This window comes from Bradyrhizobium yuanmingense (assembly GCF_900094575.1).
In the GTDB taxonomy this organism is placed as follows: Bacteria; Pseudomonadota; Alphaproteobacteria; order Rhizobiales; family Xanthobacteraceae; genus Bradyrhizobium; species Bradyrhizobium yuanmingense.
This window is the reverse complement of record NZ_FMAE01000001.1, coordinates 417,137-442,151: the sequence shown is the minus strand read 5'-3', so window position 1 is coordinate 442,151 and position 25,015 is coordinate 417,137. Positions and strand designations below refer to the sequence as shown.

Sequence of the window (25,015 nt, the reverse complement as noted above, 5' to 3'; positions counted from 1 at the left end):
GGGACGGATGAGCCTCGCCGGGTTCATTTGCGCGCCTTGTTGACAATACGGGGCGAGGCGGTACCACCACGACAAAAGCTGAAGGGAGCGCCTGATGACGAGTGGCTTGCGCAAGGGTCTGACGAGCTATGGCGATGCCGGTTTCTCGCTGTTCCTGCGCAAGGCGTTCATCAAGGCCATGGGCTATTCTGACGACGCGCTGGAGCGCCCGATCGTCGGCATCACCAACACCTATAGCGACTACAATCCCTGCCACGGCAACGTCCCTGACATCATCGAAGCCGCCAAGCGCGGCGTGATGCTGTCGGGCGCGATGCCCTTCGTGTTCCCGACCATCTCGATCGCGGAGAGCTTTGCGCATCCGACCTCGATGTACCTGCGCAATCTGATGGCGATGGACACCGAGGAGATGATCCGCGCCCAGCCGATGGATGCGGTGATCGTGATCGGCGGCTGCGACAAGACGCTGCCGGCGCAGGTGATGGCCGCGATCAGCGCCGACCTGCCGACCGTGGTCATCCCCGTCGGGCCGATGGTGGTCGGTCATCACAAGGGCGAGGTGCTGGGGGCCTGCACCGATTGCCGCCGCCTCTGGGCGAAATATCGCGCCGGCGACATGGACGATGCCGAGATCGAGGCGGTGAACGGCCGGCTGGCGCCATCGGTCGGCACCTGCATGGTGATGGGCACGGCCTCGACCATGGCCTGCATGATCGAGGCGATGGGCCTGTCGCTGCCGATGAGCGCGACGATTCCCGCGCCGCATGCCGAGCGTTTCCGTCTCGCCGAGGCCAGCGGCAAGGTTGCCGCGGAGATGGCCAAGACCAAGGGTCCGAAGCCGAGCGACGTGTTGACGCCGGCCTCGTTCAGGAACGCGCAAGTCGTGCTGCAGGCGATCGGCGGCTCGACCAACGGCTTGATCCATCTGACCGCGATGGCGCATCGCTCGCCGCACCGGCTCGATCTCGCAGCGTTCGACCAGATCGGTCGCGAGGTGCCGGTGCTGGTCGATCTCAAGCCGTCCGGCGAGCATTATATGGAGCACTTCCACCACGCTGGTGGCGTGCCGAAGCTGCTGGCGCAGCTCGGCGATCTCGTCGACCTCGATGCCAAGACCATCAGCGGCCAGACGTTGCGGGAGATCGCGGCGAATGCGGAGGACGTGCCGGGCCAGGATGCGATTCGTCCGCGTGATAATCCGATCAAGAAGGAGGGCGGCCTCGCCATCCTGCACGGCAATCTCGCCCCGCGCGGCGCGGTCATCAAGCAATCCGCCGCCAGCCCGAAGCTGCTGCAGCACACCGGGCGCGCCGTCGTGTTCGAATCCGTCGAGGACATGACCTTGCGGGTCGACGATCCCGATCTCGACGTCAACGCCGACGACGTGCTGGTGCTGCGCAACGCCGGCCCGAAGGGCGCGCCGGGCATGCCGGAAGCCGGTTATCTGCCGATCCCGAAGAAGCTCGCGCGCGGCGGCATCAAGGACATGGTGCGCATCTCGGATGCGCGCATGAGCGGCACCGCGTTCGGCACCATCGTGCTGCACATCACCCCGGAATCCGCCGTCGGCGGGCCGCTGGCGCTGGTTGAGAACGGCGACATGATCCGCCTTGATGTGGCCAAGCGCAGCATCGAACTCTTGGTTGACGCCGCCGAGCTGGAGCGGCGCCGCGCTGCGTTGAAGCCGGTGGCCGCGCCGGAAGAGGCGCGGCGCGGCTACGCCTGGCTGTTCAACGAGACCATCCTGCAGGCCGACGAGGGCTGCGATTTCGACTTCATGCAGAGAACGGGCCCCGCGAAGGGCTGAGCCACCGCCTCGCTACTTCCCCTTGCTCGTGAACTTCTTCACGGCGGTGCGGAACGCTTCCGTGTTCATCGCCATGATGATCTTGTGCTCCTCGGCATCGAGCTGCTGCTTCACCGGCGTGGTCGCCGCCTGATAGACCAGCTGCTTGGTGCCGGCGATCGAAGCCGGCGGGTTCTGCGCGAGACGCTCGGCAAGTTTTCGCGTCGCGGTCTTCAACTCGGCCGCGGGGACGGTCTTGGCAACCAAGCCCCATTCATAGGCCTGCTGCGCGGTAAAATTATCCTCGGCGAGAAAGATCTGCAGCGCCCGGCGGGAGCCGACCGTGCCGACGATGCCGACCGTCGAGCCGCCGTCCGGCGACACCCCGATCTTGGCATAGGCCGGCGTGAACTTGGCATCGTCAGCGGCGATGCAGAGATCGGTGACGAAGGCGAGGCCCATGCCGGCGCCGGCGGCCGAGCCGTGCACGCTCGACAGCGAGATCTTCGGCATGCGCCTGATGATCTCGATGAAGGCGTGATAGTGCTTCAATAGCTCGCCGACGACTGAAGTCACCGTGCCGGCTTCGGCGGCGGCCCCGATCGTCTGCAGGTCGCCGCCGGCGCAGAACGCGCGGCCTTCGCCTTCGAGCACCACGACGCGGATGTCGTCGGCGCCTTCGAGATAGGCCGCGAGCTGCTCGAGCTTCTGCGCAATCGCAAAGTCGATTGCGTTGAATGCGGCAGGGCGGTTCAGCGTGATGGTCGCGATCGGGCCGTCGACCTTGAGCAGGGCGGGATCGTCGGGCTTTGAGACGGGAGCGGTCATCTGGATTCTCCGGCAGGAGGTCGAGGCTCGAACTAAATCGCAGAAGGGCAGGGGTGACAATCCCCGAACCACCGCTCTTGCGCCGGGCGGAACGATAGGCTCAAATGGAGCCGCTTTCGCCAAGGGACGGACACGAGCGCCGGCTCCTCGCAAGGCCAGCAAGCAAAATCAGCGAGAGAGGAGGCGGCATGGGTCACGCTCGTGTCTTCCGGAAATGGGCTGTCCGATGACTGGCCCGGTGATCATCGTCGGTGCCGGCCATGGCGGCTACCAGATCGCGGCATCGCTGCGCCAGGCCGGCTTTGCCGAGCGCATCTGCCTGATCAATGACGAGCCGCATCTGCCCTATCAGCGGCCGCCGCTGTCCAAGGCCTACATCAAGGGCTCCGCGGGCCCGGAGAGCCTGATGTTCAGGCCTGAGAAGTTTTACCAGGACCAGAGCATCGAGCTGATCGCCGGCCGCGCCGCCTCGATCGACCGCGCCGCGCGTAAGGTGCATCTCGCATCCGGCGAGACGCTGGACTATTGGCACCTCGTGCTGGCGACCGGCGCGCGCAATCGCCTGCTCGATCTGCCCAATGCCAATCTGCCCGACGTGAAATATCTGCGCATTCTCGATGACAGCGAGGCGCTGCGCGCGATCATGCCGTCGAAGACGCGCGCCGTGATCATCGGCGCCGGCTTCATCGGCCTCGAATTTGCCGCGACCGCCCGCATCAAGGGCCTCGAGGTCGACGTGCTCGAGCTCGCCCCGCGTGTGATGGCGCGGGCGGTGACGGCGGAGGTCTCCGAATATTTTCAGGCGCGCCACCGCGAGGCCGGCATCCGTATCCATCTCGGTGTGCAGGCGACCTCGATCGAAGCCGAGGCCGGCAAGGTCACCGGCGTGTCCTTGAGCGACGGGCGGCATCTGCCGGCCGACCTCGTCGTGGTCGGCGTCGGCGTGCTGCCGAACATCGAACTCGCGGCCGAGGCAGGGCTGCCGGTCGCCGCCGGCATCATCGTCGATGAATATCTGTCGACGGCTGATCCCAACATTTCGGCGATCGGCGATTGCGCGCTGTTCGCAAGCCCGCGCTTCGGCGGCTCGCTGCGGCTGGAATCGGTGCAGAACGCCACCGACCAGGCCCGCTGCCTCGCGGCAAAGCTGACCGGCGATAAGAAACCGTACGACAGCCATCCCTGGTTCTGGAGCGACCAAGGCGACGACAAGCTTCAGATCGCGGGACTGACGACCGGCTACGACCGCGTCGTGCTGCGCGGCGATCCCGCCAAGAAGGCATTCTCGGCGTTCTGCTATCACGGCGACAAGCTGCTCGGAATCGAATCCATCAACCGCGCCGGCGATCACATGTTCGGCCGGAGATTGCAGGCTATGGACCGCTCCATCACGCCGGAGCAGGCCGCGGACGAGAGCTTCGACCTCAAGAGCGCGCTGGCATGAAGTTCTTCTCCCTCTCCCCGTTCTTACGGGGAGAGGGCTGGGGTGAGGGGCTTTCTCCGCGCATAGGATGGCAGTCGGACTCGCGGAGAGTCCCCCTCACCCGGAATTTGCTCTCGCAAATTCCGACCTCTCCCCGCAAGCGGGGAGAGGCGAAGAGGCCTCTACAGTATCGCCGCCACTTCCGCCCCCGTCGGCATCGACGGGCCGGCGCCCATGCGCTGCACGCTGATCGAGGCCGCGGCGTTAGCGAAGACGAGGGCCGTGCGCAAGGCTGCGCCCTCGGCCAGTTGCGCGGCGAGCGTGCCGACGAAGCAGTCGCCGGCGCCGGTGGTGTCGAGTGCCTTCACCACACGGCCGGCCACCGAGATCTCCTCGTGCCCGGCGAACGCGAGCACGCCGCGCTTGCCGAGCGTGACGCAGATGGTCTGGTCCTCGCGCGCCTGAAGTTTTCGCGCGACATCGATGATGCGGTCGGCCGCGTCGCTCTCGGAGAGCTCAACGCCGGCGAGGAAGCCGAGCTCGGTTTCGTTCAGCACGAGGATGTCGACCAGCGCCAGCAGCTCGCCCGGCATCTTCTGCGCCGGCGCCGGGTTCAGCACGGTCACTGCCCCCGCCGCGCGGGCGCGGTGGAAGAAGGCAGCGATCGTCGGCAGCGGAATCTCGAACTGGCTGACGGCGACGTCGCCCTTCAGCAGCGGCACGACCTTGACGTCATCAGCGCCGACCAGCCCGTTCGCTCCGGGAACGACGACGATGGTGTTGTCGGCCTCGGCCACCGTGATGATGGCCGTCCCGGTGTGCGCCTCGGCCGTCTCCACGACATAGCCGAGGTCGATGCCCTGGTCGCCGAGAAAGGCCTTCAGCTCAGCGCCCAACGAATCCCTGCCCAGCCGCCCGATCAGCGTGGTCCGCGCCCCTAACCGCGAGGCCGCGACCGCCTGGTTCGCGCCCTTGCCGCCTGGGAAATACAGGACCTGGCGGCCGGCGACGGTCTCGCCGACGCGCGGATGGCGATCGGCCGTGGCCACCACATCCATGTTGATGCTGCCGGCAACGAAGACCCGCCCCATCTCTTTCTAGACCCTGACCTCGAACTCGTGCCTGACCTTGGCGATATCGACCAGCGTCGGCAAGCCGGCCTCGTTGCCGAGGCGCTGGATCTTGTAGGTCGAGGCGGCGCGGGCAAAGTCGAAATGCTCGCGCCAGCTTTTGCCGGGATGGGCGAGGTAGGAATAGACATAGGCGCCGTGGAAGACGTCGCCAGCGCCGTTGGTGTCGATCACGCGCTCGCGCGGGATCGGCATCGCCGGCATCACTTGCACCGTCCCGGTTTCGTCGTACCAGAACAGGCCCTTCTCGCCCATGGTGACGCCGCCGATCTTGCAGCCGCGGCTCTTGAGATAGTCGAGCATCTTCTCCGGCGTCAGATCCATCTGCTCGCACAGGCGCTCGGCGACGATGGCGACGTCGATGAATTCCAGCAGCTCATGGGTGTTGGTGCGCAGGCCGCCGCCGTCGAGCGAGGTCAGGATGCCGGCCTCGCGGCACACCTTGGCGTAGTGGATGGCGGCATCCGGCTGGTGGCCGTCGATATGCAGCGCGCGGCAGCCGCCGAGATTGAGCATCGGAAAGGGGTGGATGTGCTCGTCGTCGCGGCAGCGGACGATGGCGCGCTTGCCGTCCTTGGGCATGATGAAGGAGAGCGAGGACTGGTTGACCTTGCGCCCATGCAGCGAGATGCCGTACTTCGCGCACATGTCCTGGAACATGCGCCCCAGCCAGTCATTGGCTGCGGTCGCGATCAGGTCCGGCACGATGCCGAGCTTGGCGCAGCAGAACGCCGCCGTCACCGCATTGCCGCCGAAGGAGACCGCGTAGTCACGCGCCACGTGCTTCTCGTCGCCGGTCGGCATGTGGTCGGTGATGAAGACGACGTCGATATAGGTCTGTCCGATGAAGAGAGCCTGCATTGCTTGTCCGTGATGCGCTTGTGGTCCCGGCCGGCGAGATTACTCTAGCACCGGTTCCGCTCCGGAGGGACGCTGAAATTATTCGCAAAACTGCCGCCCGAAGCGCTTGAGGTCAGCATGGTCCGGGAATACGACCATCACTGGCCCATGCCAAGCCCGGACAAACGCCGTCTTTCGCTCCCGGGGTTCCCGGTCCACAAAAAGGGTGCAGAATGATCACCGGCCTCGATCACATCGTCGTTCTCGTAGGCGATATCGGCGCGGCCAAGGCGGCCTATCAGACGCTGCTCGCCCACGCGCCGGCCTGGCAGAACTCGGGCGAGGGCGCCGACCGGGTGCTGTTCACCCTCGACAACGTGACCGTCGAGCTGATGGCCCCTCACGGCTTCAGCGTCACCGCCGACCGTATGCGCGCACTGCTCGGCGACCAGGAAGGCATCCTCGCCAGCCTGTGCTTTCGTGTCGCCGACATCGGCAAGATGCACCGCCGGCTGGAGCGGGTGGCCCTGAGGCCCGATCCGGTCGCGGACGTCGAAAGCAACGACGCCGTCACGGGTGCCGTGCTGCACTGGAAGCGCACGCGGGCCGCGACGGAGCTGACGCGCGGCGTGCGCATGTTCTTCCTGGAGCTGGCCGACGAGCGTCCGAAGTCGGCCGCGACCGACATCGCGCCGATCGAGGGGCTCGACCACGTCGTCGTCACCACGGAGGATTCCGAGCGCGCCGCGGCGCTCTACGGCGCCCGGCTTGGCCTTGATCTCGCGCTCGACCGCTCGCACCAGGACTGGGGCCAGCTGATGTTCTTCCGCTGCGGCGATCTCATCGTCGAGGTGGTGCGCCGCCCGGTCGCGGGTGGCGATGCCGCGCATGACCGGCTCTGGGGCCTGAGCTGGCGGGTCGGCGACATCGACGCCACCCGCGCCCGCCTGATCGCGAGCGGACTCGACGTCAGCGAGGTGCGCACCGGCCGCAAGCCGGGGACGCGCATCATGACCGTGCGCAACGGCACCTGCGGAATCCAGACCGTGCTGCTGGAGCGTTCGCCGAAGCCGGTGGAGTGATTCTGTCATTCCGGGGCGATGCGTAGCATCGAACCCGGAATCCATTTCGCGGCTGACTCTGCCGCCCAATGGATTCCAGGCTCGCGCCAAGAGGCGCGCCCCGGAATGACGAACATTCTCAAACTCACGCTCGCGTGCTACACGCGTCTTGTCGGCACCCAGCGAGCACCCGGTTTGGCGAAGGCAAAGCGAACTCTGAAATGGCAGCGCGACCCCGAGGGGATGCGGCTGCGCATTCTCGAAGCCGCCAAGCAGGAGTTTTCCGCCCATGGCCTTGCCGGCGCGCGCGTCGACCGCATCGCCGCCAAGGCCGGCGCCAACAAGCGCATGCTGTACTATCACGTCGGCAACAAGGACGAGCTCTATCTCGCCGTGCTCGAAGGCGCCTATGACAAGATCCGCAGCGAGGAGCGCGGGCTGGACCTCGAACATCTCGATCCGCCCGAGGCGATCCGCCGCCTGATCGAGTTCACCTGGAACTACTTCCTGCGCAATCCCGAATTCCTCTCGCTGCTGCAGACCGAGAACCTCGCGCGCGCCAAGCACCTGAAGAAATCGACCAAGGTCAAGTCGATGCACTCGCCCTTCGTCGAGATGATCCGCACCGTGGTGCGCCGCGGCGTCGACAGCGGCGACTTCCAGGTCGCGGTCGACCCCGTGCAGCTCTACATCTCGATCGCAGCGCTCAGCTTCTTCTATCTCTCCAATTCGGCAACGCTGAGCGTGATCTTCGGCCGCGATCTCCTGGACAAGAAGGCCAAGGAGGAGCGGTTGGCGCATATGGTGGGCCTGGTGCTGGCCGCGCTGACGGGGCAATCCGCGGCGCTGTTCGAGATCGCGAAGACGCCGAAGTCGCGCGCCGCGGTCGTGCAGGCGGTGTAGCCCGTAGCCATGATGGGGCGCCTTGCTCCGTTATTGCGAGCGCAGCGAAGCAATCCAGACTGTCTCCGCGGAAAGATTCTGGATTGCTTCGCTGCGCTCGCAATGACCACGTGGAGGCGCGTGCACCTCACTCCGCCCCCGTGCCCCGACGCAGCGCAGCAACGCTTACATTGCAGCGCGTCCGGGACACGGAAGGCGATAGTCCCGTCCCCAAAAGCTCCCGGAACCCCGAGCACAAAACGTCACAGGGAAAGCTCTGGACAGTATTTATCCAACGGGTTAATTTCTCCCCATAATGAAGAAGACTGCCGGGAGTGAAAATTGGCCGAGCCGAAGCCGCAAAACGCTGTTTCCAAGCTGCTGAATGCAGCCTGGGTTCGGCCGTTCTTGTTCCTGGTCTTCATCGTCGTCGCCTGGGATCTCGCGATCCGGCTGTTCAGAATCCCGGCCTACCAGATACCGGCGCCGCTCGACGTCGTCGCCGTGCTGCGCACCGAATGGCCGGAGCTGCTGCGCCAGTCCTGGCCGACCACCTATGCGACCGTCTGCGGCTTCCTGCTGTCGGCGCTGTTCGGCATTCCCGTCGCGATGTTGATCGCGGGCTCGAAGACGGTGGAGAGCTACGTCTATCCACTGCTGGTGTTCTCGCAATCGGTGCCGAAGATCGCGATCGCCCCGCTGTTTGTGGTGTGGTTCGGCTTCGGCATCATTCCCAAGGTGATCTCGGCGTTCCTGCTCGGCTTCTTCCCGGTCGTGGTCTCCGCGGTGCAAGGCTTCAAATCGGTCGATCCCGATATGGTCGATCTCGCCCGTGCCATGCAGGGCAGCCGCCTGCAGGTGTTCCGCGCGGTGAACCTGCCGCATGCGCTGCCGGCGATCTTCTCCGGCCTCAAAGTGTCGGTGACGCTAGCCGTGGTCGGCGCGGTGGTCGGCGAGTTCGTCGGCTCCAATTCCGGCATCGGCTACGTGATGCAGCGCTCGATCGGAACTTTCGACCTGCCGACGATGTTCGCGGCGCTGGTGATCCTGGCGCTGCTCGGCGTGGTCCTGTTCTGGATCGTCGACCGGATCGAGAAGCTGGTCATTCCCTGGCATGTCAGCCAGCGCGAGGACGTGATCTTTGCATCCTGACTAAAGCAACGAGCGGCCACCAACGGCCGACGCAACCAACGGCAAGGGAGAGAAACGATGAAGCGGTTGATTGGAGCTGCATCCGTAGCACTGATGGCGTTCGCAGCCATGCCGGCGCAGGCAGCCGACAAGGTCGTGCTGATGCTGAACTGGTACGTCTATGGCGAGCACGCGCCGTTCTATTACGGCAAGGCCAAGGGCATCTACGCCGCCGAAGGCATCGAGCTCGAGATCCAGGAAGGCCGCGGCTCGGCTGCGACCACGCAGGCGGTTGCCGCCAAGACCGCGGACTTCGGCTATGTCGACGTCCCCACCATGATGCGCGCCGCGATCAAGGGCGCGCCCGTGGTCGCAACCGGCGTGCTGCTGCAAACGAGCCCGATGTCCGCCATGGGCTTCGCCGACAAGAACATCAGGAAGCCTGAAGACATCAAGGGCAAGACGGTGGCGATCACGCCGGCCGATTCCATGACGCAGATCTGGCCGCTGTTCCTGAAGAAGACCGGCCTGAAGGAAAGCGACTTCAAGACCGTCGCCGGCGACGGCCAGACCAAGCTCAACGCCGTCATCAACGGCCAGGCGGATCTGTTGCTCGGCTACGTCATGGACCAGTCGATGAAGATCAAGGACGCCACCGGCAAGGATGTCTATCCGATCAAGTTCGCCGACTACGGCATCAACATGGTCTCCTCGGGCGTCATCGCCAACACCGACTACGTGAAGGCCAATGCGGACCTCGTCCGCCGCTTCATGTCGGCGACGACCAAGGCGGTCGAAGCTGCCGAGAAGGAGCCGAAGGCGGCGGCGCAATCGATCCTCGATGCCAACCCCAAGGGCGGCAAGATCGACACGCTGACGCAGGGTTTTGAGCTGACCATCCCGCTCTACCGGACCGCGGAGACCAAGGGCAAGCGGCCGTTCCAGGTCACCGACCAGAACATGACCGAGACCGTCAACCTGCTGGTCGAATATGGCGGCCTCGACGCCAAGGCCAAGGAGAACCCGAAGGCTTTCTACACCAGCGATTACCTGCCGAAGAGCGGCTCGTGAAACCTGCGACTGTCATGAGTGAAACCGCGCAGTCGGCCGCTCATCTGAGACTGGTGAGCGACCGGGCTGCCGGCGATGCGTCGGGCATCAAGCTGTCGGGCGTGTCGAAGACCTACCGGACGCGCGACGGCGATGTGCCGTCGCTGCGGCCGCTCGACTTCCACATCAATGACGGCGAGTTCTTCGTCGTGGTCGGCCCTTCCGGCTGCGGCAAGTCCACGTTGCTCAAATTGATCTCGGGCCTGCTGGCGCCGACCACGGGCGAGATCCTGGTCGAGGGCCAGAAGGTGACGACGCCGCACGGCAATGTCGGCATCGTGTTCCAGAACGCGCTGCTCTTGCCCTGGCGCAACATCCTCTCCAACGTGATGCTGCCGATAGACATGAAGCGCCTGCCGCGCCAGGAATATCTCGACCGCGCCAAGTCGCTGCTGAAGCTGGTCGGCCTCGAAGGCTTCGAGAAGAAGCTGCCCTGGCAGCTCTCCGGCGGCATGCAGCAGCGCGCCTCGATCTGCCGCGCGCTGGTGCACGATCCGAAGATCATGCTGATGGACGAGCCGTTCGGCGCGCTCGACGCGCTGACACGCGAGCGCATGAATGTCGAATTGATGCGGATCCAGCGCGAGACGAAGAAGACCGTGCTCCTGATCACGCATTCGATTCCGGAGGCCGTGTTCCTCGCCGACCGCGTGCTGGTCATGACCGAGCGCCCCGGCGCGATCGCCGCGATCTACGACGTGCCGCTGCCGCGCCCGCGCTCGCTCGACGCGATGGCCGACCCGGTGTTTACGGAGCTGGTGCAGCGCATCCGCACGCATTTCTTCTCGCAAGGGGCGTTGGACTGAAACCATGTCCCCCCGCCTGAAGCTGCGAGACATCGCCTTCTTCGAACGTCCCGTGCAGTTCGCGCGGCCGTTCCGCTTCGGTGCGATCACGATCAACGCGACGCCGCAGCTGTTCGTGCGGGCCGAGATCGAGGTCGAGGGCCGGGGCACCGCCGTCGGTGCCAGCGCCGAGCTGCTGGTGCCAAAGTGGTTCGACAAGCGGCCGGAGCTGTCGCCAGCGCAGACGGTGGACGAGTTGCGTCGCTCGCTGGAGATCGCGCGCGGACTCTATCTGGCACGGACCGGCTTCCAGACGGCGTTCGATCTGCATGCCTCCTGCATCGGTGCCCAGATCACGACCTGCGCGAAGAAGAATATTCCGGCGCTGGCTGCTGCCTACGGCCCCGCGGAGATCGACAAGGCCATTCTCGATGCGCTGCTCCGCGCCGTCGAGACCAGCTTCTTCGACGGAATAGCCGGCAACATCGCCGGCATCGATGCGCGGCTTTCTCCTGACGTGAGCGAGAAAGACATCAGGACGTTCCTCGCCGGCCGGGTGCCGCTCGAGCGTGTTGCGATCAGGCATACCGTCGGCCTTGATGATGTCGTGGAAGGCGAGGGCGGCGTTGCCGATCCACGCGAGAATACCGGAGCACGCTACTTCAAGCTCAAGCTGTCCGGCGATCCGGCTGCCGATGCGGCGCGGCTCACCCGGATCGGCAAGGAGCTCGACGCGCTCGGGCGCGACTACAAGGTGACGCTCGATGCCAACGAGCAATACGCGGATCTCGCCGCGTTACAGGCCCTGATGGACCGGCTCGATCATGACGCCACGCTGCGCCCGATCTCAACGCGCCTGCTCTATGTCGAACAGCCGATGCCGCGCGACATCACGCGGCAATCGCCGCTCGGCTCGCTCGCCGCGCGCGGCTTCATCATCGACGAAGCCGACGATTCCTACGACGCGTTCCCGGCAGCACGGGCGCTCGGCTATCGCGGCATCTCCTCGAAATCTTGCAAGGGACTTTACAAGTCCATCATCAACGCCACGCGTGCGGCGAAATGGAGCGCGCAAGGCGAAGCCTTCTTCATCACTGGTGAGGACCTCACCTGCCAGGCCGGCCTTGCCGTGCAGCAGGATCTTGCGCTCGGTGCCTTCATCGGCGTCACCCACGCCGAGCGCAACGGCCACCACTACGTCGATGGCTTTGGTGAAACGCCCATAGCAGAAGCTCAGGCCTTCGCCGCCGCGCATCCCGATCTCTATGCCGATGCCGGGCGGGGTATCCGCCTCTCCATTCACGACGGCGATCTCCTGACGGGATCGCTTCATTGCGTGGGCTTCGCCTCGTCGGTCCATCCGGACTGGTCGGCATTGCGCCCGCTCGCCCAGCCAAGATCTCAGGAGCAATTGGCATGACCACCCAACGCCTCGGCCTCATCATGAACGGCGTCACCGGCCGGATGGGGCTCAACCAGCATCTGATCCGCTCGATCGTCGCGATCCGCGACCAGGGCGGCGTGCGCCTGAAGAACGGTGACCGTGTCATGCCCGACCCGATCCTGGTCGGCCGCAGCGCCGACAAGGTCGAGGCGCTGGCCAAACGCTACAACATCACGCGCTGGACCACCGATCTCGATGCCGCGCTCGCCGACAAGAACGACACCATGTTCTTCGACGCCGCGACGACGCAGGCCCGTCCCGGCCTGCTGACCCAGGCCATCAACGCCGGCAAGCACGTCTATTGCGAGAAGCCGATTGCGACGAATTTCGAGGAAGCGATCGAGGTCGTGAAGCTCGCCAATGCCAAGGGCGTCAAGCACGGCACGGTGCAGGATAAGCTGTTTCTGCCGGGGCTGAAGAAGATCGCTTTCCTGCGCGATTCCGGCTTCTTCGGCCGCATCCTCTCGGTGCGCGGCGAGTTCGGCTATTGGGTGTTCGAAGGCGGCTGGCAGGAGGCGCAGCGGCCCTCCTGGAACTATCGCGACGAGGATGGCGGCGGCATCATCCTCGACATGGTCTGCCACTGGCGCTACGTGCTCGACAACCTCTTCGGCAACGTCCAGAGCGTGAGCTGCATCGGCAACACCGACATCCCCGAGCGTTTCGACGAGCAGGGCAAGAAGTACAAGGCGACTGCTGACGATTCCGCCTACGCCACGTTCCAGCTCGAAGGCGGCATCATCGCCCACATCAACATGTCCTGGGTGACGCGGGTCTATCGCGACGACCTCGTCACCTTCCAGGTCGACGGCACGCTCGGCTCGGCGGTCGCGGGCCTCACCGATTGCATGATCCAGGCGCGGCAGGCGACACCGCGCCCGGTGTGGAATCCCGACGAGAAGCGGCTGCACGACTTCTACGGCGACTGGCAGAAGCTCCCGGATAACGTCACCTACGACAACGGCTTCAAAGAGCAGTGGGAAATGTTCATCCGCCACGTCTACGAGGATGCGCCCTACAAGTTCACGCTGCTCGAAGGCGCCAAGGGCGTTCAGCTCGCCGAATGCGCGCTGAAGAGCTGGAAGGAGCGCCGCTGGATCGACGTCGCGCCCATCAAAGTGTGACATTCCGATGCTCATGATTTCGTCATTGGGAGCGAAGCGAAGCAATCCAGACTGCCTCCGCGGAAAGACCCTGGATTGCTTCGTCGCTTCGCTCCTCGCAATGACGGAGAGAGGACCAAAATGAACAAGCCCGTCCAACCAATGTCATCCCTGTCGCTGAAGCTGCCCAAAGCCGATCGCTCGATCGAGACCTATCGGCTCGCGGCCTCGCGCACGTTCCCCGCAAAGCTCGAGGGGCCGCTGAACCGCATCGCCTTCTCGGCCGTGCACACGGTCGCCGATCCCTTTGCCGACAACGATCCCTGGCTGTCGGCCGCCGTCGACTGGGACAAGACCATCGCCTTCCGCGAGCACGTCTGGGACCTCGGCCTCGGCGTTGCCGAAGCCATGGACACCGCGCAGCGCGGCATGGGGCTGGACTGGCCGACCTCGCTGGAGCTGATCACGCGCTCGGTCGCCGCCGCCAAGCGGCGCAATGCGCTGGTGTTCTCCGGTGCAGGCACCGATCATCTCGCGGTCGAGGACGCTGGGAGCCTCGACGACGTGATCCGCGCCTATGAAGAGCAGATCTCGGCGGTGGAGAAAGTCGGCGGCCGCATCATCCTGATGGCCTCGCGGGCCCTGACAAAACTCGGTCGCAATGCCGACGATTACGCCAAAGTCTATGACCGCGTGCTCTCGCAAGTCCGCGAGCCCGTTATCATCCACTGGCTCGGCGACATGTTCGATCCGGCGCTGGCGGGCTATTGGGGCACGAGGGATCTCGACAAGGCCATGGACATTGCCGTCGCCATCATCAACGGCAATGCCGCCAAGGTCGACGGCGTCAAGGTCTCGCTGCTCGACAAGCAGCGCGAGATCGACATGCGCCGGCGTCTGGACAAGCGGATCAAGATGTATACCGGCGACGATTTCAACTACGCGGAGCTGATCGCCGGCGATAGCGAAGGTTTTTCACACGCGTTGCTCGGCATCTTCGATGCCATCGCGCCGGCGGCGTCCTACGCGCTGTCGCGGCTGGCGGCAGGCGACGAGGCCGGCTTCCACGACGTGCTTGGCCCGACGGTCCCGCTGTCGCGTCACATCTTCAAGGCGCCGACGCGGTTCTACAAGACCGGCGTCGTGTTCATGGCCTATCTCAACGGACACCAGGATCACTTCACCATGGTCGGCGGACAGGAGAGCACGCGGTCCACGCTGCATTTGGCCGAACTGTTCCGTCTCGCTGACAAGGCCGGCCTGCTCGCCAACCCTGAACTCGCGACGCAACGGATGAAAACCGTGCTCGCCACCCACGGTATCGAATCCTGATGCGCGATTTTTCGTCCGACCACCGCTGGCTGTCGCTGAACACGGCGACCGTCCGCAAGCAGGGTGACCTCGTCGCCATCATCGAGGCCTGCGCGAAGCACGGCATCCGAGCCATCGATCCCTGGCGCGACCAGGTCGCGAACGTCGGTCTCGACCGCGTCGCGCGCGCGGTGCGCGAGGCTGGCCTTGATCTCTCAGGCTATTGCCGCGGCGGCATGTTCACCTCGGACGCCTCGCGCCGGGGCGAGGTGCGCGACGACAACCGCCGCTGCGTCGACGAAGCCAAGGCGCTGGGCGCGCCCTGCATCGTCCTCGTCGTCGGGGGCCTGCCGCAATATTCGCGGCCGGGAAGCGAGGCCTCGAAGGACATCGCGGCGGCCCGTGGACAGGTCGAGGAAGCGCTTGCCGAGATGCTCGACTACGCCAAACAGGCAAAGCTGCCGCTGGCGATCGAGCCGCTGCATCCGGCCTATGCGGCCGACCGCGCCTGCGTGAACACGACCAAACAGGCGCTCGACATCTGCGACCGGCTCGACCCCGGCCGCACCGGCATGCTCGGCGTCGCGCTCGACGTCTATCACATCTGGTGGGACCCGGAGCTGATGGACCAGATCGCACGCGCCGGCCGGGACCGCCTGCTGGCGTTCCATGTCTGCGACTGGCTGGTGCCGACCAGGGACATCCTCAACGACCGCGGCATGATGGGCGACGGCGTCATCGACATCAAATCGGTGCGTGCAGCGGTCGAAGCGCAGGGCTTTGCCGGCTATTCCGAGATCGAGATCTTCTCCAACGAATGGTGGGGCAAGCCGATGGACGAGGTGCTGAAGACCTGCATCCAGCGACATCGGACGGTGGTGTAGTTGCCTCGAGTGTCTCGTGAAAAGTCAGACGATTGCGCTATCATCGATTTTACCGTCGAATCCCGGACTATCACTCGTCAATTCGATCTGCGAAGCTCTGCCGACACAAATGCGCTTGCGACCAAGCAGGCGCGGAGGGAGGTTCGCGGTGGAGAAAGTGCGACGCTTGCGTGCGATGAGCTCACTGTGCCGTCAACAGGCCGCGTACAACAGCATGAACAAATGGAAGCTGCTCGCAGAAGCAGAATACTGGGATCATCTGGCTGACCTCGAGCTATCTTCCCATTTTCAACAATGCAACGCCATCGTCTTGAATGAGGTAGAGCAGCCTCAAGCGATCGCAGATGCGAAGTGCTGAGCGGAAGACGATTTCCGCCGCGTGAGGACAGAAAGGCCTGTACTCATAAAAGGAAGGGTCGGGCTGATCGTCCAGAGCAGCACTGCTTGTGACCCACAGCGGAATTGCCTCGTGTTCAGATCCAATAACGCAAGTAGAGGGTTGCCGTATCACCCGTGCGCTCGCTGTACGGCAACGTCTGAAGCTTGAAAAGCGCGCGATCATGAGCGGGAAAGCTCCACCATGAGCGCCTTGGCGGAACGAAGGTCCGGCGTTTCGAAGCCTTCCGTAAACCAGCCGTAAACCGAGCCAAGAAGGCACCGCGCGTCGGCTATCCTACCCTGGTCGCGCCAAAGCCGAGCCAAACTCATTGCGGCACGTAATTCAAAGGACTTTGCGCTCTGGCTTTGGGCGACCTTGAGTGCAGTTTGCAAATACCCCTCGACCTCGTCAGCTGGAGCACCACGAATCCGGTGCAGCTCGCCATCGATGCATGCAAGTTCTGCCTCCCACATATGCTCGTCGCTGCGCGCGGAAAGGACCTTTGCTTCGGCAAGGGCAGCGACGCCGTTGTCGTGGTCACCTGAGTGGAGGTAGGTGGCCGCGAGCATCCATAAGTACCGAACCTGGTACCAACTGGCTCCGAGCCTGTTCCGCTCGTTCAGACTGAGGCGCATGAGCGCCAGGCCGCCCTCCACGTTGCCCTCTTGGGCCATGGCCCAGCCCCGCAGGATGAGGCCGCTCTCGCGCCAATAGTTCAAGCTGTTCTGATCGGCGAGATCGATGATGGACTCGGCGTGCGCTTTGACGGCCGCCACGTTTCCCATGAGCTCCGCAAGAGCCGCCCCGCCATAGACCTGCACATGCGCGGTAAGGTTCGTCTGATTCAACTCCATGGCGTATTGGGATGCGGCACGGCTAGTCCGCTGAGCCTGTTCGGGGTAACCCAGAACCCAAAGCACAATCGCCAAGTAGGGTAGCGCCGAGGCCTTTGGGTCATGTACGTAGTGCACAGGTGGCGGCCGATGCGCCTCCGGCTGATAGCGACTCAAGATCGTTTCGAACTCCGAGCGTGCGGTCAGAAACTCACCGGCATGCATTGCGGTGAGCGCGGCCAGACGATGCACAGCTAGTTCCAGCGCTGTGTCACTGGTGCGCTCGGCGGCGCGCTGCGCCTCGGCAACGAGGCTCTGCATGGCAGCAAAGTCGCCGCGCACGAAGTGGAAAATGAATTTGCCGCTAAGGGTGGAAAACAAGGCGCCCGTGTCGTCGAGTTCATAGCAGAGCGCATGAGCCCTGCTGAAGGCTGTGCCAAGCTGCGGAGCCGTGTATCCGTGAATGGCAATCAGTGGACCTCCGATTGCTGTTTGCAGAGCGAGCTCCTGGCGATCGCGCTCCGGCCCTTGTGGATTGGACCTGAGTGCCTCCAGCCCCCTTGTGAGATGAGTGATCGCTTCGAGATTTGCGGAACGCCCAGCCGCAATGCGGCCGGCCCGCAGCCAATAATCCACCGCCTTTCCTGCCAGTCCACCCTCGGTGAGATGCAGAGCGATCGTCTCCGGCTCCGCCTCCGCACGGGCAGGGTAATGTTGTTCGAGAGCTGCAGCTATGCGGGCATGGATCTGCTGCCGCTTGCTCTTTAGAAGACTCTCGTGCGCGATGTCCTGCACCAGCGCATGTTTGAAGCTGTAGCCAACATTCGGAGGTACGCCACGACGGAATATCAGTTCCGCGGCCAATAGGTCATTGAGAGCATGCTGGAGCGCGTGCTCGTCGAGCGCCGTTACAAGGCGCAGAAGATCGTGTCCGAATTCGCGTCCGATGCAAGCTGCAATCTGGGCAACTTCCTTGACCGGCGCCAATCGATCAAGCCGGGCCATCAAGGAGTCCTGCAGCGTCGTCGGGATCGCCAGCGGCGGTAATGGGCCGATCAGCTCATAACGGCTGCCGTGGTCTTTGAGCAGCCCGGATTCGACGACGGCTTTGGTGAGCTCCTCGACGAACAACGGCACGCCGTCGGTCTTGGCCAGAATCTGCTCAAGCACCTCCTGAGGGAGTGTTTTGCCGCCCGTGATCCGGTCAACGACTGCCGCCCCTTGCCTACGTCCCAGCCGGCTTAGAAAGAGCGCTGTCACATGTCCATGACCCGTCCAGCGCGGAATGAACTCGGGCCGGAAGGTAACGATCATCAAAATTGGAAGTCGCTGCACCTCGTCGACGAGCCGATCGAGAAATTCGAGCATGGTAGGGTCCGCCCAATGGACGTCCTCGTAGACGGCAAGCACTGGCTGTCTTGCCGCTAAGCCTTGTATCTGTTCCAGAAGGGCCTGGAAGGTTCGCTCCTTCTTCTGGTGCGGACTGAGTGCAAGAGGCGGGTATCTCTCCCCGGTCGGGATTGCCAAGAGATCCGCGAGAACCGGCGCGCTCTCATGCACATCGTCCGCACCAAGCGCGAGCATGGCCTCGAGTTTATCGAGCTGTTCGTCGGAAGCGTCCTCCCGCCGTATTGCCGCTGCCCGTTCAAGGAGGCCAACGACGGGATATAGAGCGGTGTTGGTATGAAATGGTGAACAGAAATGACTCAGCGGCGTGTGCGGCACACGGGCGACCTGGTCGCGTAAGGCTCGCACGAGCCGCGACTTGCCAATGCCGGCTTCGCCGCCGAGCAGGACGATCTGTCCTTCCCGCTCTTTCGCCCGCTCCCAGCGATCCAGGAGCAATGCAAGTTCTTCATTCCGTCCGACCAGTGCGGTCGTTGCCAAGCCATGCCGAGCCTCGAACCTGCTCTCTGCCGCGCCTTCACCAATGACAAGCCACGCCTGCACCAGTTCCGGGAAACCTTTGAGAGGCACCGTGCCGAGGTCGCGGTACGTGAAAGCTTCGCCGAGTAGGCGGCGGGTCGATTCCGCAATCACCACATCACTTGGCTTGGCCAGATCTTGCAGTCGGGCGGCTAGGTTTGGTGTTTCGCCGATGACTGCGCGCTCGCGAGCCTCTCCCTCGCCAATCAGCTCGCCGACCACGACCAGACCGGTTGCGATGCCGACGCGAGCGGCGAGCGCTGCACCACCCGGTTCGGTAAGGGATGCGACCGCCTTGGTCACTCGAAGCCCGGCGCGAACGGCGCGCTCCGCCTCATCTTCGTGCGCCCGCGGCCAGCCAAAATAAGCGAGAACGCCATCGCCGAGGAATTTGGCTATGTGGCCTTCGAATCGGTCGATCTCGCCCACCACGGTGTTATGGTAGGCCTGCAAGAGGTCACGCAACTCCTCGGGATCCCGCCCTGAAGCAAGTGCCGTCGAGCCGACCAGGTCGACGAACATGACCGTGAGCTGTCGACGCTCCGCGTCCGAAGGGATCGATGGCTTCGCGTAGTCGGCAGGTCCATTGGCGTTGACAGCCACCGGGGTGATCGGCGCAGCGAGTGCATGGATTGCCTTTAGCACAGCCTTGCGTGGGCCGAGTGGCAAGCCAAGCTCCCGCAGGTCGGCTTCGGTCAGTTCTGGCAAAATTTCGGACGTGATTTCAGCGTCACAAAAGGTCTTTATGTAGCGCTCCAGCCCGAGACCGCGAAGCCATTGCGCGATATCCACGAGAAGCCTCCTCGTGCCGGATCAGGCGACGGTCAGCTCAATTGAAAGTATGCAACTTCAGCTTCAGCGAACCATCTTCCTGTCGCTCAAACACGTGGGTTGCGATGCCGCCTGCAGGTTGGCGGGTGCCATCCGGTGTCTTACCGTTGGCGCTCCAATGGGCCGTGCCGTAGACGATCTTCTCATCTCCACCGGTGTCAATGACGACCAACCTGTGATCGGTGAATCCGCTTGAAAACAGCCCAGCAAAGAAGCTCTCGATCTCTGTCGGACCGGATATCACTTGATGCGTCGGCGGCAACAATTTGGCGTCTGGCACGTAAGTCGCCGCGATCGCCCTGGCATCTGCTTTGTTGAATGCTGAATCCCACGCGGCGTACGCCGCAGCAATGTCGTGTTTTATGGAGGAAGCTAATGCTGTCATGATCCCTCCCTCAATCGCGGGCTTGCTTTCGTTGGAGAACGATTACGTCACCTGACGTCGTTCGACCGCTGCAAATTGCAACGAGGGAACGCGACGCCCTCATTGGGCTGCGAACTGTTGCAGCCTGTTGAAGCGCGCCTTCTGCTCGCTGCTCAGCGTGGCATAGAACTCGTCCAGGGCGGGTTCGACCAGCTTGGCGGCCGTCAGCATGGCCTCGAGCCGATGCTGCATCGTCTCCAGCCGTCCGACAGGTGTCAGCGGCGCATCGTTCGGACAGGCCGCCTGTAGGCCCTCAACGCCCTTCGCCGTCGCTTCGCTGAGGCGGTCGAGCGCCTCCTTCTGCTTGCCGGCTGGGTGGAGCACAGCCTCGATCCTCTGGATCGGCAACTGCGTCAGCCCGGACTTCGGATCGCCACAGCCCTCGCTACTCGCCTCCTGCTGCTGCGGCGAGCGCTCGCCGACATTGGGGCCAAGCGCGTTGAAGCGGGCCTGCTGCTCGTCACTGAGCGAGTTGTAGAAATTCTCCAGTGCCGGTCGAACGATCTTGACGGCTTCAAGCGTCGCGCTGATGCGGTTCATCATCGCGCGCAAGCGGCCAGGGGGAGTCAGTGCATAAGTCTCCGCGCAGGAATCCTTGAACACACCGGCAGCGTTGGCCGCCGCGGTCTTGAGCTCGTCCAGCAATGCGCGTTGCTCCGGCGTCGGCCGCACCGCCTGTGCGATATCGGCAAGCGGCCAGGCGGTCACGCCCTTGTCCGGCGTGGCACACAATTGCTGAAGCGTCTGCGGGCTCACGCTGGCACGCTGGCGCGCGCGGTAGCCGCCGCCGGCTTGAGGGTAGTCATACGAGTTGGTGCTGGCATAAGCGGAGTAGGGGCCGTCACCGCCCCAGAACACGGTGTCGACGAAGTCGTCATAGGCGTACGCCCAATATCCGGGCTCGTAGCCATACGACCAGAATGTGTAGTTGAAGATGTCGGAATAGGCGTAAGGCCAGAACACGGGCCCAAGCCAAGCCACGAACACCGCGGGATGACGGTGACGCCAGGCCTGCCGGGGTGCCCAGCCGCTTTGGCGCGTGACGAGAGCCGCTTGGGTCAGCGCAGTGGACTGCTCGCGGAAGCGTTCCGCAAACCGTCCGCGCTCGGCGGCCTGCGCAGCGGCTGCAAGTGCCGGAGCGCGCTCCGCCGGAGCCTGCAGCCCAAGCCGCTGCTGGCGCGCCAGGTCAATTTGCTGCGCGCGCTGCTCTCGGCCAAGCAAGCGGCTTTGCGCCTGGAGCATTCGCTGCTGCGCCCGTTGCGCTTGCACGCCTTCCGGCTTTTGCGACTGCAATTGCTGCACCCGCTGCTGCAGACGTTCGATACGGGCCTGGCGCTCCGTTGTTTGGCGCGACAGCATGTCGCGCTGCCGTTGCTCCACCTGCTGCGAACGCTGTTGCACGCGTTGCTCGCGCTCCAGAAGTCGGCTCTGCGACTGCAGCAACCGTTGCTGCTGTTGCTGCGCCCTTGCGCCTTCCGGCTTCTGCGATTGCAATTGCTGCACGCGCTGCTGCAAGCGGTCGATGCGGTCTTGGCGTTCCGCGGATTGGCGCGAAAGCATCTCACGCGGCGGTCCCGAACGCTCGCTCACGGCCGGGGGTGCACTTGGGCGCGAAGGGGCGGCGATCTGCGGCGTCGGCCGCGGCGCCATGGCCGGACGTTGCGGCGCTGCCGGCGGGCGATGGATTTCGCGCCGGGGCGCTGCCACCTGCGGGGCGGCTCGGGGGGCACTGATTTGTGGGGTCGGACGCGGTGGCGGTGAGGCGATGTGGGGCGCCGGACGTGGCGCCATCGCCGGTCGCTGCGGCATGGCTGGCGGCGCGGCGGGACGCCCCATGGCTGGCGGAGCCGCCGGACGTGCCATGGCTGGCGGAGCGGCCGGACGTGCCATGGCTGGCGGTGCTGCTGGCGGTGCGGCTGGACGAGCCATAGCCGGTGGTGGTGCTGCCGGGCGTGCCATGGCCGGTGGTGCTGATGGCGGCGCTGCGGCTGGTCCTGGTGGTCCTCCACCCCGTCCGTGTCCGTGAGGTCCCTGAGCCGACGCGCTCGTCGTCAGCATCGAGACGCTAACCAAAACAGCCGTCAGGCAAACGCCACGCGGAAGCATGATCCTAGCTCTCAACTCGTAATCGCCCACGACTTTCAACGCACAGACTGTGGAATCGTTCGTCCTTGGTCACAGCCGGAATTGCGATCTTCCGACGCAGCCAGTCTCAAGAGAAATCCTGCGTCAGGATCGCGGCGAACCGCTCCAGCGCCCAGTCGACCTGGTCGCTTGTGATCACCAGCGGCGGGGCGATGCGGATCGTATGCTCATGGGTATCCTTGGCGAGGATGCCCTTGGCCTGGAGCGCCTCGCAATAGCGGCGTGCGCGCCCGGCCTCGGGATGCAGCTCGACCGCCAGCATCAGGCCGCGCCCGCGCACCTCGCGGATCGTATTGGCGCGAATGTCCTTCAAGCCCTCCAGAAAGCGCGCGCCTTGCCTCGCCGCGTTCTCGATCATGCCTTCCTCGACCAGCACGCGCATCGCCGCGCGGGCCACGGCGCAGGCAAGCGGGTTGCCGCCGAAGGTGGAGCCATGCTGCCCGGGTCGCAATGTCCCGAGCACGTCGTTGTTCGAGAGCACGGCCGAGACCGGATAGAAGCCGCCGGACAGGGCCTTGCCGAGCAGCGTCACGTCCGCCTCAATTCCCTCGTGCTGTTCGGCGAGCAGCTTGCCGGTGCGACCGAGCCCGGTCTGGATCTCGTCGAGCACCAGCATCACGTTGTTGGCGGTGCAGAGCTCCCGGACCTCAGTGAAATAGCCGGCCGGAGGAATGACGACACCGGCTTCGCCCTGGATCGGCTCGACCAGAAAGGCGACCGTGTTTGGGGTGATTGCTTCCGCAAGCGCCGGGGCGTCGCCGAACGGGATGACCTTGAAGCCCGGCGCGAACGGCCCGAAGTGTCCGCGTGTCTCGGGGTCGGTTGAAAAGCCGACGACGCCCAGCGTGCGTCCGTGGAAATTGTTGGCACAGACGATGATCTCGGCCTGGCCGTCCGGCACGCCTTTCACCTCGTAGCCCCATTTGCGGACCGACTTGATCGCGCTTTCGACCGCCTCGGCGCCGCTGTTCATCGGCAGTACCTTGTGGGAACCGGTGAGCGCGGCGATCTCCTCGTAGAACAAGGCGAGCTGGTCGTTGTGGAAGGCCCTCGAGGTGAGCGTCAGCCTGTGCGCCTGTTCGACCATCGCCGCCAGGATCTTGGGGTGGCAGTGGCCCTGGCTGACCGCCGAATAGGCGGACAGACAATCAAGGTACCGGTTGCCTTCGGTGTCCCAGACCCAGACACCTTCGCCGCGCGACAGGACGACCCCGATCGGCTCGTAATTACGGGCCCCGAAGCGCGCTTCTGTTGCGATGAAATCAATGACCGACGAGCTCATCTGCCGTCACTCCATTGCTGCGCGCGGGGGCGTCAATCGACTGCACCAGCGGGTCGCGCCCAAATGAATGTGGGTATCGGTTTGTCAGCTCGGAAGCCTTGATGCGCCGATGGCGCGGCGCGGCCTGATAGTCCCGAAATGTCAGGTGGTTCTGCCGGGCCACAGGGCACCGTTCCGCGACCCAGGCTCTACTGTGCATGGGGTTGTTTTCGCAGTTTGGTTGCCGGCCCCTCAGCCAAGCGCGCAGGGCACGCTCAAAAAGCCGCGGAACCGCACCCGTCCGCCGCGCACCGGCTGACCGCTGACGGCATAGTTCGGAAAGCGCGCCAGGAAGCGCGAGATCGCAATCGCCCCCTCCAGCCGCGCCAGGGCCATGCCTGCGCATTGATGCGCGCCTGTGGCGAAGGCGAGGTGCCGGTTCGGCGTGCGCGCGATATCGAAACGTTCGGGGTCGGGAAACTGCGCGGGGTCGCGATTGGCAGCCCCGATGCACAGCGTCACCGACGTGCCGGCATCGAGCATGACGCCGCCGAGCTCGACCTTCTCGGTGGTCATGCGGTTGCCGAGCTGGTTGGAGCTCTCGTAGCGCAACATCTCCTCGACCGCAGTCTTGATCATGTCCGGGTTCTCGATCAGGCGCTGCTTCTGGTCGGGATGGCGGTCGAGCGCCACGAGGCCGTTGCCGATCAGGTTGGTGGTGGTCTCGTGGCCGGCATTGAGCAGGAAGATGCAATTGTGCAGCAGCTCCTTCTCGGTCAGCCGCTCGCCGTTCTCTTCCCCCTGGATCAAACGCGTCAGCACGTCGCGCTCGGGATTGCCCGGCTTCGCGCGCCGCCGCGACACCAGCGTCTGCAGATAAGCGAGGAAGTCCGCCACCGCCTTGTTGCCGCGCGCAGCTACTTCGGGCGACACTACGGGTTCGAGAGCACCCAGGATCGCCAGCGACCGGTCGCGCAGCGGCCCGCGCTCCTCGTGAGGCACGTCGAGCAGGTTGCCGATCACCTCGATGGGAATCGAAGCGGCAAAATCCTCGATCAGTTCGCAAGCGCCCTTGGTTTCGATGGCATTGAGCAGGCCGTCGACCAGCTTGATCAGGTCCCCCTCCATGCTGGCGATCGCGCGCGGCGACAGCGCGCCCATGATCAGGCGGCGGACGCGGGTATGGGACGGCGGATCGTTGAACACGAGGCTCGTGGTGTGGTGCTCGTAGAGCAGGGTGTCGCCGTATTTCGGCGCGAACTCGCGCTTCTTGTCCGAGCTGAACGACTTGGTGTTCTTGTAGGTGGTGACGAGATCATCGTAGCGGGTCAGGAACACGGTGCCGCTCCGCAGGCGCTTGACCGGCTCGTTCTCCCGCAGTGCACGATAGGTCGGATAGGGGTTGTCGTAGAACTCCGGCGTCAGCTTCTCGAGGTCGAAGCTTGCCGCCAGCGCCTTCGCATCTGCGGTCATCCCGTTATACTCGCCGGTTAAAGCC

At 64.5% G+C, this 25,015-nt stretch carries 21 protein-coding genes; 13 read left to right on the top strand and 8 right to left on the bottom strand.

Features of this window, described 5'->3' with window-relative positions; all coding sequences use genetic code 11:
• Positions 1–94: 94 nt before the first annotated feature.
• Positions 95–1,807, top strand: a complete 1,713-nt coding sequence (locus GA0061099_RS01915) for an IlvD/Edd family dehydratase (RefSeq protein ID WP_036025842.1) — start codon at positions 95–97, stop codon at positions 1,805–1,807.
• Positions 1,808–1,819: 12 nt separating this feature from the next.
• On the opposite strand, the gene GA0061099_RS01910 is transcribed toward GA0061099_RS01915, so the two are convergent.
• Positions 1,820–2,614 carry an enoyl-CoA hydratase/isomerase family protein gene (locus tag GA0061099_RS01910; protein ID WP_036025840.1) on the bottom strand — a complete coding sequence of 265 codons (795 nt, stop codon included), beginning with the start codon at positions 2,612–2,614 and terminating at the stop codon, positions 1,820–1,822.
• A gap of 226 nt (positions 2,615–2,840) precedes the next feature.
• On the opposite strand from GA0061099_RS01910, the gene GA0061099_RS01905 reads away from it, so the two are divergent.
• Positions 2,841–4,058 carry an NAD(P)/FAD-dependent oxidoreductase gene (locus tag GA0061099_RS01905; RefSeq protein WP_036004678.1) on the top strand — a complete coding sequence of 406 codons (1,218 nt, stop codon included), beginning with the start codon at positions 2,841–2,843 and terminating at the stop codon, positions 4,056–4,058.
• A 161-nt stretch (positions 4,059–4,219) separates the two neighbouring features.
• Here GA0061099_RS01905 and GA0061099_RS01900 read toward each other — a convergent pair whose 3' ends face one another.
• Both GA0061099_RS01900 and GA0061099_RS01895 read right to left on the bottom strand, forming a co-directional pair.
• Positions 4,220–5,128 (bottom strand): ribokinase, encoded by a 909-nt coding sequence (locus GA0061099_RS01900; RefSeq protein ID WP_036025838.1) that lies wholly within the window; start codon positions 5,126–5,128, stop codon positions 4,220–4,222.
• A 6-nt stretch (positions 5,129–5,134) separates the two neighbouring features.
• Positions 5,135–6,028 carry a sugar kinase gene (locus GA0061099_RS01895; RefSeq protein WP_036025837.1) on the bottom strand — a complete coding sequence of 298 codons (894 nt, stop codon included), beginning with the start codon at positions 6,026–6,028 and terminating at the stop codon, positions 5,135–5,137.
• A gap of 212 nt (positions 6,029–6,240) precedes the next feature.
• Here GA0061099_RS01895 and GA0061099_RS01890 point away from each other — a divergent pair, with 212 nt between their 5' ends.
• From GA0061099_RS01890 to GA0061099_RS42960, 10 genes are all read left to right on the top strand, one after another.
• Complete coding sequence (locus GA0061099_RS01890; protein WP_036025836.1) at positions 6,241–7,089, top strand: VOC family protein; 849 nt, start codon at positions 6,241–6,243, stop codon at positions 7,087–7,089.
• Positions 7,090–7,263: 174 nt separating this feature from the next.
• Positions 7,264–7,971 (top strand): TetR/AcrR family transcriptional regulator, encoded by a 708-nt coding sequence (locus GA0061099_RS01885; protein WP_193375190.1) that lies wholly within the window; start codon positions 7,264–7,266, stop codon positions 7,969–7,971.
• 321 nt (positions 7,972–8,292) lie between these two features.
• Positions 8,293–9,102 carry an ABC transporter permease gene (locus tag GA0061099_RS01880; protein ID WP_036025834.1) on the top strand — a complete coding sequence of 270 codons (810 nt, stop codon included), beginning with the start codon at positions 8,293–8,295 and terminating at the stop codon, positions 9,100–9,102.
• Positions 9,103–9,159: 57 nt separating this feature from the next.
• Positions 9,160–10,152: an ABC transporter substrate-binding protein gene (locus GA0061099_RS01875; RefSeq protein ID WP_036025832.1), complete on the top strand. Its 993-nt coding sequence runs from the start codon at positions 9,160–9,162 to the stop codon at positions 10,150–10,152.
• A 14-nt stretch (positions 10,153–10,166) separates the two neighbouring features.
• A complete protein-coding gene (locus GA0061099_RS01870) occupies positions 10,167–10,997 on the top strand; it encodes an ABC transporter ATP-binding protein (protein WP_162130845.1) in 831 nt (276 codons plus the stop codon).
• A gap of 4 nt (positions 10,998–11,001) precedes the next feature.
• The gene (locus tag GA0061099_RS01865; RefSeq protein ID WP_036025830.1) at positions 11,002–12,396 is read left to right on the top strand and encodes an enolase-like domain-containing protein; all 1,395 of its coding nucleotides are present in this window, start codon (positions 11,002–11,004) and stop codon (positions 12,394–12,396) included.
• Positions 12,393–13,544, top strand: a complete 1,152-nt coding sequence (locus GA0061099_RS01860) for a Gfo/Idh/MocA family protein (protein ID WP_036025827.1) — start codon at positions 12,393–12,395, stop codon at positions 13,542–13,544. Before GA0061099_RS01865 ends, GA0061099_RS01860 begins: the two co-directional genes overlap by 4 nt.
• A gap of 120 nt (positions 13,545–13,664) precedes the next feature.
• Positions 13,665–14,855, top strand: coding sequence for a dihydrodipicolinate synthase family protein (locus tag GA0061099_RS01855; RefSeq protein ID WP_036025824.1), 1,191 nt, complete (start codon positions 13,665–13,667; stop codon positions 14,853–14,855).
• Complete coding sequence (locus GA0061099_RS01850) at positions 14,855–15,718, top strand: sugar phosphate isomerase/epimerase family protein (RefSeq protein WP_036025822.1); 864 nt, start codon at positions 14,855–14,857, stop codon at positions 15,716–15,718. The genes GA0061099_RS01855 and GA0061099_RS01850 overlap by 1 nt, the downstream gene beginning before the upstream one ends.
• A 16-nt stretch (positions 15,719–15,734) precedes the next feature.
• On the top strand, positions 15,735–16,076 hold the full coding sequence (locus GA0061099_RS42960) for a hypothetical protein (RefSeq protein ID WP_338060660.1): 342 nt from the start codon (positions 15,735–15,737) through the stop codon (positions 16,074–16,076).
• 200 nt (positions 16,077–16,276) lie between these two features.
• Here GA0061099_RS42960 and GA0061099_RS01840 read toward each other — a convergent pair whose 3' ends face one another.
• The 3 genes from GA0061099_RS01840 to GA0061099_RS01830 form a co-directional block, all read right to left on the bottom strand.
• Positions 16,277–19,648, bottom strand: coding sequence for an AAA family ATPase (locus tag GA0061099_RS01840; protein WP_036025820.1), 3,372 nt, complete (start codon positions 19,646–19,648; stop codon positions 16,277–16,279).
• A 37-nt stretch (positions 19,649–19,685) separates the two neighbouring features.
• A complete protein-coding gene (locus GA0061099_RS01835) occupies positions 19,686–20,072 on the bottom strand; it encodes a YybH family protein (protein WP_050995959.1) in 387 nt (128 codons plus the stop codon).
• A 99-nt stretch (positions 20,073–20,171) separates the two neighbouring features.
• Positions 20,172–21,701: a Spy/CpxP family protein refolding chaperone gene (locus GA0061099_RS01830; protein WP_244620973.1), complete on the bottom strand. Its 1,530-nt coding sequence runs from the start codon at positions 21,699–21,701 to the stop codon at positions 20,172–20,174.
• Positions 21,702–21,868: 167 nt separating this feature from the next.
• On the opposite strand from GA0061099_RS01830, the gene GA0061099_RS41005 reads away from it, so the two are divergent.
• On the top strand, positions 21,869–22,042 hold the full coding sequence (locus GA0061099_RS41005; protein WP_158644867.1) for a hypothetical protein: 174 nt from the start codon (positions 21,869–21,871) through the stop codon (positions 22,040–22,042).
• 281 nt (positions 22,043–22,323) lie between these two features.
• Here GA0061099_RS41005 and rocD read toward each other — a convergent pair whose 3' ends face one another.
• Both rocD and GA0061099_RS01820 read right to left on the bottom strand, forming a co-directional pair.
• Positions 22,324–23,538 carry an ornithine--oxo-acid transaminase gene (gene rocD, locus GA0061099_RS01825; RefSeq protein ID WP_036025809.1) on the bottom strand — a complete coding sequence of 405 codons (1,215 nt, stop codon included), beginning with the start codon at positions 23,536–23,538 and terminating at the stop codon, positions 22,324–22,326.
• Positions 23,539–23,769: 231 nt separating this feature from the next.
• On the bottom strand, positions 23,770–24,990 hold the full coding sequence (locus tag GA0061099_RS01820; protein ID WP_036025806.1) for a cytochrome P450: 1,221 nt from the start codon (positions 24,988–24,990) through the stop codon (positions 23,770–23,772).
• Positions 24,991–25,015 lie beyond the last annotated feature (25 nt).

Coding starts and splice junctions, on each gene's coding strand:
- GA0061099_RS01915 (WP_036025842.1), top strand. CDS start 95: ATGACGAGTGGCTTGCGCAAGGGTCTGACGAGCTATGGCGATGCCGGT.
- GA0061099_RS01910 (WP_036025840.1), bottom strand. CDS start 2,614: ATGACCGCTCCCGTCTCAAAGCCCGACGATCCCGCCCTGCTCAAGGTC.
- GA0061099_RS01905 (WP_036004678.1), top strand. CDS start 2,841: ATGACTGGCCCGGTGATCATCGTCGGTGCCGGCCATGGCGGCTACCAG.
- GA0061099_RS01900 (WP_036025838.1), bottom strand. CDS start 5,128: ATGGGGCGGGTCTTCGTTGCCGGCAGCATCAACATGGATGTGGTGGCC.
- GA0061099_RS01895 (WP_036025837.1), bottom strand. CDS start 6,028: ATGCAGGCTCTCTTCATCGGACAGACCTATATCGACGTCGTCTTCATC.
- GA0061099_RS01890 (WP_036025836.1), top strand. CDS start 6,241: ATGATCACCGGCCTCGATCACATCGTCGTTCTCGTAGGCGATATCGGC.
- GA0061099_RS01875 (WP_036025832.1), top strand. CDS start 9,160: ATGAAGCGGTTGATTGGAGCTGCATCCGTAGCACTGATGGCGTTCGCA.
- GA0061099_RS01870 (WP_162130845.1), top strand. CDS start 10,167: ATGAGTGAAACCGCGCAGTCGGCCGCTCATCTGAGACTGGTGAGCGAC.
- GA0061099_RS01865 (WP_036025830.1), top strand. CDS start 11,002: ATGTCCCCCCGCCTGAAGCTGCGAGACATCGCCTTCTTCGAACGTCCC.
- GA0061099_RS01860 (WP_036025827.1), top strand. CDS start 12,393: ATGACCACCCAACGCCTCGGCCTCATCATGAACGGCGTCACCGGCCGG.
- GA0061099_RS01855 (WP_036025824.1), top strand. CDS start 13,665: ATGAACAAGCCCGTCCAACCAATGTCATCCCTGTCGCTGAAGCTGCCC.
- GA0061099_RS01850 (WP_036025822.1), top strand. CDS start 14,855: ATGCGCGATTTTTCGTCCGACCACCGCTGGCTGTCGCTGAACACGGCG.
- GA0061099_RS01835 (WP_050995959.1), bottom strand. CDS start 20,072: ATGACAGCATTAGCTTCCTCCATAAAACACGACATTGCTGCGGCGTAC.
- rocD (WP_036025809.1), bottom strand. CDS start 23,538: ATGAGCTCGTCGGTCATTGATTTCATCGCAACAGAAGCGCGCTTCGGG.
- GA0061099_RS01820 (WP_036025806.1), bottom strand. CDS start 24,990: ATGACCGCAGATGCGAAGGCGCTGGCGGCAAGCTTCGACCTCGAGAAG.